Origin of the sequence: Fervidicella metallireducens AeB (genome assembly GCF_000601455.1) — a bacterium.
Taxonomy (GTDB): Bacteria; Bacillota; Clostridia; order Clostridiales; family Caloramatoraceae; genus Fervidicella; species Fervidicella metallireducens.
In genome coordinates, this window is record NZ_AZQP01000008.1 from 1 (window position 1) to 12,861 (window position 12,861).

Annotated in this window: 8 protein-coding genes, 2 pseudogenes and 1 riboswitch; of the genes and pseudogenes, 9 read left to right on the top strand and 1 reads right to left on the bottom strand. The window is 32.7% G+C overall.

Annotation, left to right across the window (positions count from 1 at the left end; all coding sequences use genetic code 11):
- Positions 1–435: 435 nt before the first annotated feature.
- From Q428_RS03740 to Q428_RS03750, 3 genes are all read left to right on the top strand, one after another.
- Complete coding sequence (locus tag Q428_RS03740; RefSeq protein WP_035378342.1) at positions 436–1,071, top strand: undecaprenyl diphosphate synthase family protein; 636 nt, start codon at positions 436–438, stop codon at positions 1,069–1,071.
- Positions 1,072–1,191: 120 nt separating this feature from the next.
- Positions 1,192–2,025 (top strand): hypothetical protein, encoded by an 834-nt coding sequence (locus Q428_RS03745; RefSeq protein ID WP_035378344.1) that lies wholly within the window; start codon positions 1,192–1,194, stop codon positions 2,023–2,025.
- A 177-nt stretch (positions 2,026–2,202) separates the two neighbouring features.
- Positions 2,203–3,915 (top strand): ABC transporter ATP-binding protein, encoded by a 1,713-nt coding sequence (locus Q428_RS03750; protein ID WP_035378347.1) that lies wholly within the window; start codon positions 2,203–2,205, stop codon positions 3,913–3,915.
- Between the two features lie 79 nt (positions 3,916–3,994).
- Here the strand turns inward: Q428_RS03750 and gltX are convergent, their stop codons facing one another.
- Complete coding sequence (gltX, locus tag Q428_RS03755) at positions 3,995–5,458, bottom strand: glutamate--tRNA ligase (RefSeq protein WP_035378349.1); 1,464 nt, start codon at positions 5,456–5,458, stop codon at positions 3,995–3,997.
- 315 nt (positions 5,459–5,773) lie between these two features.
- Positions 5,774–5,875: riboswitch (purine riboswitch) on the top strand.
- Positions 5,876–5,971: 96 nt separating this feature from the next.
- On the opposite strand from gltX, the pseudogene Q428_RS03760 reads away from it, so the two are divergent.
- The 6 genes and pseudogenes from Q428_RS03760 (at position 5,972) to Q428_RS03785 (ending at position 12,860) form a co-directional block, all read left to right on the top strand.
- Positions 5,972–6,542: pseudogene (locus Q428_RS03760) on the top strand (xanthine phosphoribosyltransferase).
- A gap of 22 nt (positions 6,543–6,564) precedes the next feature.
- The gene (locus Q428_RS03765) at positions 6,565–7,665 is read left to right on the top strand and encodes a BMP family ABC transporter substrate-binding protein (protein ID WP_035378352.1); all 1,101 of its coding nucleotides are present in this window, start codon (positions 6,565–6,567) and stop codon (positions 7,663–7,665) included.
- A gap of 58 nt (positions 7,666–7,723) precedes the next feature.
- Positions 7,724–9,243 (top strand): annotated as a pseudogene (locus tag Q428_RS03770) (ABC transporter ATP-binding protein).
- Positions 9,236–10,294: an ABC transporter permease gene (locus Q428_RS03775; RefSeq protein ID WP_035378354.1), complete on the top strand. Its 1,059-nt coding sequence runs from the start codon at positions 9,236–9,238 to the stop codon at positions 10,292–10,294. The pseudogene Q428_RS03770 and the gene Q428_RS03775 overlap by 8 nt, the downstream one beginning before the upstream one ends.
- Positions 10,294–11,220, top strand: a complete 927-nt coding sequence (locus tag Q428_RS03780) for an ABC transporter permease (RefSeq protein ID WP_035378356.1) — start codon at positions 10,294–10,296, stop codon at positions 11,218–11,220. The genes Q428_RS03775 and Q428_RS03780 overlap by 1 nt, the downstream gene beginning before the upstream one ends.
- A 1,100-nt stretch (positions 11,221–12,320) precedes the next feature.
- The gene (locus tag Q428_RS03785) at positions 12,321–12,860 is read left to right on the top strand and encodes a helix-turn-helix domain-containing protein (RefSeq protein WP_035378359.1); all 540 of its coding nucleotides are present in this window, start codon (positions 12,321–12,323) and stop codon (positions 12,858–12,860) included.
- Position 12,861: the final 1 nt, after the last annotated feature.

Here is a 12,861-nt window from a genome sequence, read left to right on the forward strand (position 1 = left end):
CCAATTCAAAAATGCACACGGAACATAGTACATGAAAGAAAACTTTCATTCAAACAGCAAAATTCGACAAAATATACTATATATCATGAATAATAGTTGGTTACATATTAATACCTGCTGAAATCGCTTTATAACTAATTAAAGCTTAGAGATTTCCTGATTTTCTTGAAAACTCAAGGAAGTTGATAAAGTGTAGAATGAAGTATTAAAGAAAAATTAATAAATGATAGTAAAATGCAGTGCTAAACCGTTAAATAAATTATAATAAAATCACAATAGTAATATCTTAGAATGACATAATCATGTCAATATTAAGAATTTTTTAAAAAGTATATTTCAAAATTGGGAAAAGGGGATAGGTTATTATTCTAATTTGCATTGGATAATTAAAAATGGGCATAATAACATCAAATTCCATATCAGGGAGGGATTGATGTGAGGATACCAGAACACATAGGAATTATTCCAGATGGAAATAGGAGATGGGCAACAGAAAATGGGTTATCTAAAGAGATGGGTTATAGTCATGGTTTAAATCCGGGATTGGAGCTTCTTAAATTGTGTAAGAAAATTGGGGTTAAGGAGCTTACTTTTTACGGTTTTACAGTAGATAATACAAAAAGGCCTTCAGCACAAACTAATGAGTTTGTTAAATGTTGTGTAGATGCAGTAAAATTGCTTTCAACTGAAAATGCAGAACTTCTTGTAATTGGCGATACGGAATCTAAAATGTTTCCTAAAGAACTTCTTCCATTGACCAAAAGGCACGTATTTGGTAAAGGTGGAATAAAGGTAAATTTTCTTGTGAATTACGGATGGGATTGGGATTTAAGTAATTTAGGTAAAGGAAAAAGAAAAAATATTATGTCCTCCATCTATTCTTCTGATATATCAAGAATAGATTTAATTATACGATGGGGTGGGAGAAGAAGGTTAAGTGGATTTTTGCCAGTTCAAGCTGTTTATGCCGATTTTTATATAATAGATGACTATTGGCCAGATTTTAAACCTGAGCATTTTTATGAAGCTTTAGAGTGGTATGATAAACAAGATGTAACATTGGGAGGATAAAAATTTTTATAAAAATAATTGTAAATAAAGTAAAAATATACTAAAATTTAATTAACATATGGGGGTATGTTTTGTAAATTTTTTAATTAAATGAAAAATTTTTTAAAAGGGGGAAGGGATATGAATATTCCTATTTGGCAGTACGTACTTACTATGGGTGGATATTTTGTATTGCTTATGTTTATAGTAGAGTACATGCGAAAACATTACAGATTTGCTAACTGGTTTTGGACGGCATCCTTGTTAACTTTTCCAATTTGGTTGATGGGTGGTGTAGTGGGCTGGTTTAGATGGGCTAAAATTTTAAGTGTAATAATTCCGACTATATTTATGGGTTCAGTTAGAATTGCAAAATACGAGAAACGAGAGGGAAAGATTTGGAATAGCCTTCGTAAAGACTGGGCTTTATGGGTGTTATATGGTGTTTTATTTTTAAACATAATGGAGGCTACAATAAAAGACTTTACAATGGGGAATATATTTAATGCTCTGTGTGGTTTTTTATTATGTGTAACAATACCATTTCCACCTAAATACTGGAAAATATCTGAAGAAAAGTATGGCGATTTAATAGCATACACTACAATCGGGTGGAACTTCCTATATACAACATGGAATGCATGTTTTGTTTATGCTGAGGGACCTAAATATTTTGCAAGTTCATTATGTATACTTATGGCAGCAGAGATATACCCGATAATAAAAAAGCGACCAGAGCTTTACATAACAGCCCGAGTGTACACATTAGCTACACATTTGCTTCTTCGTGCATGCTTCCCACTACTTTTCCCAACACTCATGGATGCATCGGCATGGCATAATGATGTATTTATGAAATATTGGGGAATTGTTAACTTTGCTATAATGGTTCCATATTTATTCTGGCATATGTGGCAGCTCCATACAAATAAAGCGGAAATAAGCTTTAGACGAGGAAGGGTTGAAAATATATAAATAGCCTTGTTTAACTTGCAATAAAAAATGGGTTTTCAAAGACTGTTATGCAATGAAATAAAATAATTGCATAACAGTTTTTTATATATCAAAACAAAATGGCAGTATTTAAATAAAAAATACCTTTGAAAAACTAGGGATAAATTGGTTATAATTGATTTTACAGGGGGTGGTTTTATGTTAAAAAAATTCATTGACTATTATAGGCCCCATATAGGGCTTTTTGTTTTGGATATGGTATGTGCGATATTGATTGCGGCAACTGATCTGGTATATCCAATGATAACAAGACGTTTCATAAACAACATTATTCCAGATAAAAATATAAGTTTAATTTTCCAGATTGGTATAGTGTTGTTTTTCCTTTATCTTTTACGTATGCTTCTTGAGTACATAGTGGGATATTATGGTCATGTTTTAGGTGTCAGGATGGAATATGACATGAGAAGGGACATGTTCTCACATATTCAAACACTTCCAATTAGTTATTTTGATAATACAAAAACTGGACAAATCATGTCTAGAATAGTTAATGATTTAAATGAAATATCGGAGCTTGCCCATCATGGACCTGAGGATGTATTCATATCCGGACTTATGATAATTGGATCTTTTTTTCTGCTTTTAAATATTAATGTCAGATTAACTCTGATTGTATTTACTATTATTCCATTTATGATTTATTTTACTGTTCAATATAATGGGAAAATGCGTAAAAATTTTAGACAGATAAGAGAAAGTTTAGCAGACGTCAATAGTAGACTGGAGGATTCATTATCTGGAATAAGAGTTGTTAAATCCTTTACAAATGAAGAATATGAAATAGATAAATTTGATGAGGGAAATAATGAGTTTAAATACTTAAGGACAAAGTCTGTTAAATATATTGGTATTCTCCATGGAGGAATAAATTTTTTCTCCAATATATCTACACTGTTTGCATTGGTGGCAGGAGGCTATTTTGTTGCTAAGGGAGAAATAAAGGTAGGGGATTTAGTTGCTTACCTTATTTACATAGGGCAGTTTTTACAACCAATAAAAAGATTAGCACAATTTGTTGAGCAGTACCAAAGGGGAATGGCTGGTTTCAAGAGATTCTATGAAATAATAAACATAAAGCCTGATATTGTTGATAAGGAAAATGCTGAGGAAATAAAAAATGTATCAGGTCAAATAGAATTTAGGGATGTAAGTTTCAGTTATAACGAAAAATCCAGTGTTCTTGAAAATATAAACCTTAAAGTAAAGCCAGGGGATAGTATTGCAATTGTTGGCCCATCGGGAGTGGGAAAAACAACCTTGTGTAACCTTATTCCAAGATTTTATGAAGTTGATAGTGGAAGTATATTTATAGATGGTAAAGACATAAGGGATATAAAAATAAAATCTTTAAGGGAAAATATAGGTATAGTACAGCAGGATGTATTTTTATTTGCAGGAACAATATATGAAAACATAGCCTATGGCAGGTTAGATGCTACAAGGGATGAAATAATTGCTGCAGCAAAAGCGGCAAATGCCCATGAGTTTATCATGGAACTTGAGGATGGATATGACACCTATATTGGCGAGAGAGGTGTTAAACTTTCAGGAGGTCAAAAACAAAGGATATCCATAGCCAGAATGTTTCTAAAAAATCCACCAATTCTAATACTAGACGAAGCAACATCATCATTGGATAACCAGAGTGAAGCTATAATCCAAAAATCAATTGAAGAACTATCAAAGGATAGAACAACCTTTATAATTGCCCATAGACTTGCAACTGTAAAGAATGCAAGAAGAATTGTTGTATTAAATGAAAATGGAATTGAAGAGGAAGGTACCCACAGGGAGTTAATGGATAAAAAAGGTATATATTACGAATTATACAAAACCCAGTTTGAATAAAAAAACGGCTGTGCTATTAGTATTTTTCACTTGCTAATGACACAGCCTCTTTTTTGTATTTTTACTTATTCAGATGATATTATCTAGGATCATTTTTGAGCTTATCTATACCTATTTTAATTCTTCTAAGAGATTCCTCTTTACCAAGTATTTCTGCTATTTCGTATGCTCCACCTGGGGTAAAGGCTTTACCTGAAAGGGCAGTTCTTAATGGCCATAGCATTAAACCGTTTTTGATTCCCATTTCCTCTATCAATGCTGAAAGGGTATCATGTAGAGAATCATGGGTCCATGATGTAAGACCTTCAAGAACAGGAAGGGCTTTTTCTAAACTCTCAAGTGAATTTTCATAATTAGTCTTCATTTTCTTATGGATGTATAGTTCGATAGAGTATTCAGGAAGCTCATCAAAGAAATCCAGCTGTTCTGGAATCTCTCCTAAGACTTCAGTTCTGCTGTGAAGGAGTTTGCTTATAAGTAAAAGATTATATTCCTTCTTTAGAGCCTTTTGATAATAAGGCATAGCTAATCTATGGAAATCTTCCAGTGGAAGTGCCCTTATATATTCAGCATTCATCCATCTAAGTTTTGCAGGGTCAAATATAGCCGGGGATTTATTTATGTTTCTGTAATCAAATTTTTCTATTAATTCTTCAAGGGAGAAAATTTCCTGTGTAGTTCCTGGATTCCAGCCAAGTAAGCATATATAGTTAAGAACAGCTTCCTTTAGATATCCTTTAGAGATTAAATCTTCATAGGAAGCATCCCCATTTCTTTTACTTAATTTGTTCTGTGCATCCTTCATTATTGGAGGACAGTGAACATAAACAGGAACTTCCCAACCAAAGGCTTCGTATAACCTGTTATATTTTGGTGATGAAGACAGATATTCACTTCCTCTGACTACATGAGTAATACCCATTAAATGGTCATCAACAACGTTTGCAAAGTTATATGTTGGAAGTCCGTCAGATTTTAAAAGTACCATATCTTCAAGTTCTGAGTTATCAACAGCGATTGTTCCATATATAACATCTTCAAACTTTGTTGTACCAGTTTTTGGATTATTTTGTCTTATAACATATGGTTCGCCATTTTTAATCTTTTCTTCAATTTCTTCTTTTGATAAATGAAGACAGTGTTTGTCATACTTAAATGGAATTTTTAAATCTTCCGATTTTTGCCTTAAAGTTTCAAGTCTTTCTTTAGTACAGAAGCAGTAGTATGCTTCGCCTTTTTCTACAAGTTTTTTAGCGTATTCAGCGTAAATATCCTTTCTTTCGCTTTGAACATAAGGTCCAACAGGTCCACCGATATCTGGACCTTCATCGTGAACAAGTCCTGTATCCTTTAAGGTTTTATATATAACATCAACAGCACCTTCAACGTAACGTTCCTGATCAGTATCTTCAATTCTTAGAATAAAATCTCCATTTTCGTGTTTAGCTATTAGATAAGCATATAAAGCCGTTCTAAGGTTGCCAATGTGCATATAACCAGTAGGGCTTGGGGCAAATCTTGTTCTTATTTTACTTGCAGCCATGAAATCACTCCTTACTATTTATTTAAAAAGTCATTAGATATACGTCAGTTATAAAATTTGTAAAATATGATTTATTAATGCTTATTATATACAATTATGACGTAAAAGGGCAATAGATATATGAATTATCTACATTAATATAGTATAATACATAAAAGGTTATTTTTTCAATCTAAACTAAAATAAAGGGACGGTTAACATTTGTATCATTAAATTTTGTGAAATTGAGAATAATATACTAAATTTCAGTTGATTTTCGTACGATAATAATGTAATATAATAAACAAGAGGTAATATAACGAATATTAAAAAGTAAAGACAAATAAATATTCGACTCGTATATGCTTGATAATATGGTTCAAGCGTTTCTACCAGGAAGCCGTAAACTACCTGACTACGAGTATATGGTTCTTTAAATATATAGTTATTAAGGCTGTGCTATATATTTTATTGAGTTATATATTCCTAGTCATGTGACTAGGAATTTTGTTTTTTGCAGAAAGGATGTTAGAGATGGAATTATTAAAACAAAAGATAAGAGAAGATGGTAAGGTAATAGGGGACAGGATATTAAAGGTCGATAATTTTTTGAATCATCAAATAGACATAAGGCTTTTTAATGAAATAGGAAAAGAGTTTAAAAAGAGATTTCAAGGTGTAGAGATTGATAAGATAATAACCATTGAATCTTCAGGTATAGGTGTTGCAGCTGTTACATCTCAATATTTTGATTTTGTGCCTGTGGTTTTTGCAAAAAAGTGAATCTTTGATTATGGATAATAATGTTTACTCATCAAAGGTTCATTCCTTTACAAAGGACAAGGACTACATCATTAGAATCAGCAAAGATTATATAAAAAAAGGTGAAAAAGTTTTAATTATAGATGACTTTCTTGCAAATGGATGTGCTGCCCATGGGCTTTTGGACATTTTAACTGAGGCAGGGGCAGAGGTTATTGGTGTTGGTATTGTTATAGAAAAGGGTTTTCAAAATGGCCGAAAAGAGCTTGAAAAAAGAGGAGTCAGAATAGAATCACTGGTTATTATTGATGAAATGAAAAACAATAAAGTTTATTTTAAATAATTAATTTTCAGGAGGGATAAGGATGAAAAATATGTTTAGAAAGTTTTTTGTATTAGCTGTGGCTTTGATGTTTGTTTTAACGGGCTGCGGCAGTAAGACAACAGGGGGAAACAGCAGCGAAAAGAAGATAAAGGTAGGATTTTTATATGTAGGACCAGTAGGTGATGGTGGCTTTACCTATGCACATGATCAAGGAAGAATTTATCTTGAAAATGAACTTAAGGTAGAAACTATTTCTAAAGAATCTGTAAAGGAAGATAAGGCTGAAGTTGAAAAGGAAATAGAACTAATGATTGATCAAGGCTGCAACGTAATTATAGGTACAAGTTTTGGTTTCCAGGAGGGTATGTTATCTGAAGCTAAGAAACATCCAGAAGTTAAATTTATGCATTGTTCAGGATATGAAACAGCAGAAAATATGGGACAATACTTTGGAAAGATAGAGCAGATGAGATATTTAACTGGTATAGTAGCTGGCATGAAAACAAAATCAAATATCATCGGATATGTTGGGGCTTTCCCAATTCCAGAGGTTATAAGAGGTATCAATGCATTTACTTTAGGAGCAAAATCTGTTAATCCAAATGTTAAAGTTAAGGTTGTTTGGACAAATACATGGTACGATCCAGCAAAGGAAAAAGATGCAGCAATAGCACTTTTAGATGCAGGAGCAGATGTTATTGCTCAGCATCAGGATACTGCAGGTCCACAGCAGGCGGCAGAATCTAGGGGAGCCTTTTCAATAGGCTATAACTCAGATATGAGTAAGGCCGCTCCAAAGGCAAATATGACATCAGCGGTATGGAACTGGGGACCATATTATGTAAAACAAATCAAGGCAATAATGGATGGTACATGGAAGGCGGAAAAATATTGGGGCGGTATTGAAGATAACGTTGTGGATATTGCACCTTTGACAAATTTAGCTCCAGAGGGTGCTAAGGAAAAGGTTGAAGCTGCCAAGGAAGATATAAAATCCGGAAAGAATAAGATATTTGTAGGACCATTACAGGATCAGACAGGAGCATTAAAGGTTGAGGCAGGAAAGATAATGACTGACGATGAAATTTGGAATATGGATTGGTTCGTAGAAGGAGTAGAGGGAAATATCCCTAAGAACTAATTTTATTATAGAACTGAAGAAGAAATTCTTCAGTTCTAATTTATCGGTGGAGGTAGTTATGAAAGAGAGAGTACCATTAATATCAGTAAAAAATATATGTAAAAGTTTCGGCACGGTAAAGGCATGTAACAACATAAATTTAGAAATTTATGAAGGTGAAATTCATACTCTTTTAGGCGAAAACGGTGCTGGGAAAAGTACCCTTATAAACATACTTTCTGGCGTTTATATGGCTGATAGAGGGAGTATAACTTTAATGGGAGAAGAAATAAAACTCTCATCACCAAAGGATTCAATAAAATATGGTATAGGTACAATTTATCAGCATTTTAAACTTGTTGATGCAATGACAGCAAGGGAAAATATAATACTTGGGCAGAAAATAAGTTTTAGAAAAATGAGAGATGTTGATTTAAAGATAGCAGAGTTATGCAGTAAATATGGTATTGAGTTAGAACTTGATAAACATGTAGAAGATATGTCTGTTGGGGAGAAGCAGAATTTAGAAATACTGAAGGTACTCTTTAGAGGGGCAAAGGTTTTAATATTAGATGAGCCAACAACGGTGTTTACACCACAGGAAACTGAAAAACTTTTCAATATAATGAGAAAAATGAAGAAGGCAGGCTGTGCTGTTATATTTATTTCTCACAAAATGGATGAAGTAATGAAGATAAGCGATAGGATAACTGTTTTAAGAAAGGGAGAAACAGTTAAGACTCTCATTAAGAATGAAACTAATCCAAAGGAATTAACTGAGCTTATGGTTGGAGCAGCAATAGATTTATCAATAAAGAAGGTTGATGCAAAAATCGGAAGACAGATTTTAAAGATAAGTAATTTAAAGGTTAATGACGATGATGGCACAAATGTAATAAAGGATATATCCTTCAGTGTCAGGGAAGGAGAAATACTAGGAATTGCAGGTATTGCAGGCTCTGGTCAGAGGGAGCTTTGTGAAGCAATAGCAGGTGTCAGAGGGGTAAAACATGGTGAAATAGTTTTTGATGGAGAACATTTAGAGGGTAAAAATCCAAGGGAGTTTATAAAAAGAGGGATAAGCCTAGGGTTTATACCAGAGGATAGGCTGGGAATGGGGCTCATTGGAACAATGGATATGGTAGATAATCTTCTTTTAAAATCATACCAGACTGAGGATGGAATTCTCATTAACAGGAAGCCTCTTGCAAAAAAGGCTCTGGAGCTTGTTAAAAAACTGGATATAAAAACACCAGGCATAAATTATCCAATTAAAAACTTATCAGGTGGGAATATTCAAAAGATACTTTTAGGTAGAGAACTTGGGCTTAAGCCAAGATTATTAATAATGGCATATCCAGTCAGGGGATTGGATATAACACGTGTTATACTATTTACAATCTGATAAATGAAGAGAAGAAAAAGGGAACCTCAATTATATTTGTAGGTGAGGATTTAGATATATTGATGCAGCTTTCAGACAGGATAATGGTTTTATCCCATGGAGAAGTTAGTGGGGTGATAAACAGTAAAGATGCAACAAGGGAAAAAATAGGCCTTATGATGCTAGGAGTAAAGGAGGGAATAGAGATTGCTTAGACTGGTAAAAAGAGAGAATATAGATAAAGGTACAAATATAAGAATAAGATTGCTGTTCCTTTTCTTTTCTTTTATAGCAATAAGCATATTTTTATTGATTTTAAACTATAATCCAATTGAGGTTTTTAGAGGCATGTTATCTGGAGCCTTTAATACATCATATAGAATTAAACAGACCATTATAACGGCAATTCCACTGATTATAACATCAATAGGCATTTCAATTGCATTTAAAATGAAATATTGGAACATTGGTGGAGAAGGCCAGATATTAATTGGAGCCTTTGGCGCTGCGCTCATAGCCTTAAATTTTCCAGATATGTATAAACCACTGTTATTAACTGTTATGTTTATAACAGCTGTAATTTTAGGTGGTTTTTGGGCGGTAATATCAGGAATTCTGAAAGTGTATTTTAATACAAATGAAACAATAATTACGCTGATGCTTAATTATATTGCATTAAAATTTATAACCTATCTTCAATATGGCCCATGGAAGGACAAAAAGGCAATGGGTTTTCCCAAAATACCTAATTTTTCGGATAATGCTATACTTCCATCTATTGGAGGAATTCATATCGGCTTAATAATTGCCCTTATAATAGTTGTTATTGGATATTTATTTATGAAACATTCAAAGATGGGATATGAGATTACGGTACTTGGGGAAAGTAAAAATACAGCTAGATATGCAGGAATAAGAATAAATAAAACAATTTTAACAGCTGTGTTTTTAAGCGGTGCACTTTGTGGACTTACTGGATTCATTCAATCATCAGCAGTCAGTCAGACTTTGTCAATAGAAGTTGCTGGAGGGGTAGGATATACAGCAATAATAATTGCATGGTTATCTAATTTAAGTGAACCTTTAATGCTTTTAGTTTCCATATTATTTGCTGCACTTTTACAGGGAAGCTCATATATACAGACTGCTGCTGGTATTCCAAAATCAGTTGCACTGATATTACAGGCCTTCATTTTATTCTTTATTCTTGGAAGTGAGTTGTTTGTAAAATATAAAATTGCTGCAAATGAGAGGAGGGCTGCATAATGGATATGGTATCATTTTTATCTGCAACTGTTGTTGCTGGGACACCGCTGCTATATGCCACACTTGGTGAGATATTAACTGAAAAATCAGGTAATCTAAACCTTGGAGTTGAAGGTATGATGCTCATTGGAGCAGTTGCAGGATTTATATCTGCTTATACAACAGGTAGTCCGTTATTTTCAATAGGTATGGCGATGATTGCTGGAGCAGCTGGTGCCCTTGTTTATACATTCTTAACTGTATCATTAAGGGCTAATCAGGTTGTTACAGGATTGACCTTAACTATTTTTGGAACTGGTTTATCCAGTTTCTTGGGACAGAAATATGTAGGACAGGTTGTGCCAGATAACGTCAAGAATTTCTTTAAGCCTTTGAATATACCTGTACTTTCAAATATACCTTTTTTGGGGAAAATTTTATTCAGCCATGATATATTGGTATATTTATCAATTATAATAGCCATTGCACTAGGAATTTATCTATATAGAACATCAGTGGGTTTAAATCTCAGAGCCGTTGGTGAAAATCCATCATCTGCAGATGCAGCCAGTATCAATATTAATTTATATAAATATATAAATCTAATGCTTGGTGGAGCAATCTGTGGTCTTGGAGGAGCATATTTATCCCTGGTATATGTTCCAACATGGCAGGAAAACATAACATCTGGAAGAGGATGGATTGCGGTTGCATTAGTTATTTTTGCTTCTTGGAACCCATACAAAGCAATAATTGCTTCATATCTTTTCGGAGGATTAGACATAATTGGATTCAGATTGGAAAATGCAGTTATTTCAAAATATTTCCTAGATATGCTTCCTTATTTAGGTACAATAGTAGCGTTGACAGTATTTTCTGCAAAGAAATCCAGAAAAAATTCTCCACCAAAACATCTAGGACTTCCATACTTCAGGGAAGAAAGATGAGGGTGTTGCAACTGTTAACTAATTTTTAATTGAGATTGGAGACGTTTTAAAGTTTTATGGAAAGAAAACTTGGGACATTTATCCCAAGTTTTTCTATTTTTCAAGAGATTGTTGAAGTTTAAAATTTAGAAATATTATATAGGTTGCATATCATCCAATATCTTTATTTTTAAGTTCTTTTATACTAAATTAAAGAAGGAGGCAGCTATACAAAACTTCCGCAGCAGTATTTATTAACAAACATTCTATATATAGACAGTTACAATAATATTTATTACACTAATTATTATACTAATGGAGATAAAAATATTGATCTGATTAAAACAAATATAAATGATTTCAGCAAAGCTGAGATTCTTTTAGAAGATGTAAATATATGTGAGTTAAATAAATTAAATGATGGAAAGAGCATTATCTTTAACGGAAGCTATAAAGCTGAAACAGGAATATTCATATGTGACCTTGATAAAAAAACAATCTCAAAGGTTGTATCTGGAGGGAAGGATTCTGAGGGACAATGGTGTCCGTTTTATAACCTATCTCCTGATAAAAGGAAATTAGTCTATGAAATTGTTACTGAACCTGGAAAGAAGGACATATATGCTGCTAAGATTATTGGTAGCAGTCTAAAAGGAAAAACCCTATTAATTGAAAAGGCTGAGTTAGGGGCTGTAATATCCTTAAGATTAAACTGGAAGGACAATAGTTCCGGATTGTTAATTAAAAACATAGGAGAAAATAATAAAATAAGTGAAATACGTTTTTTTCAAATTAAGGATAGATAAATTTATTTATAATTTCGAGTCTCTACAAATTCAATTAATTGAAACTTTTATTTGTAAATAACATGTGTTAAAAAAGGCAGTTTTCTGCTTTTTTCTTTTTTATTATATTTCTACATGCCTATCTTTACAATAGAGATAATTCCAAAGACAAGATTTTTTGTTTATAAAAGCTCTTTTGATTAAAATTTATAAAAACAAGAAAAATATTCTAAAGAGTTATTGATTTATAGATATATTAATTATATAATTTCATTGAAAGTTTAGTAATTCTAAACAAAAAGTTTAATATATTAAATATAAGGACTGGATGCAGCTATGAAAATAGGAGAAAAGATAAAAACCTTAAGGATAAAAAATGGATTAACTCAGGAAGAGCTTGCAGCAAGGTGTGAACTTTCAAAGGGTTTTATATCCCAGTTAGAAAGGGACTTAACATCACCTTCAATAGCAACTTTGGTAGACATATTGGAATCACTTGGAACAAATATAAATGACTTTTTTAATGAAAAAATTGAAGAGAAAATTGTTTTCTCAAAGGAAGATGTTTTTGTTAAGGAAAATCCTGATTCAGGAAATGAAATTCACTGGATTGTTCCAAACTCACAGAAAAATTTAATGGAGCCGATTTTAATCCATCTTAATGGCGGAGGCAGTTCAGCTCAGGAGGAGCCCCATGAGGGTGAAGAATTTGGATATGTTTTATGTGGTACAATTTATGTTCATCTTGGAAACAAAAAGTATAGGGTAAAGAAGGGTGAGAGTTTTTATTTTAAACCAACCTTAACCCACTATATTTCAAATGAAGGAAGGACTAAAGCAGAGGTGCTTTGGATATGTACACCGCCATCATTTTAAA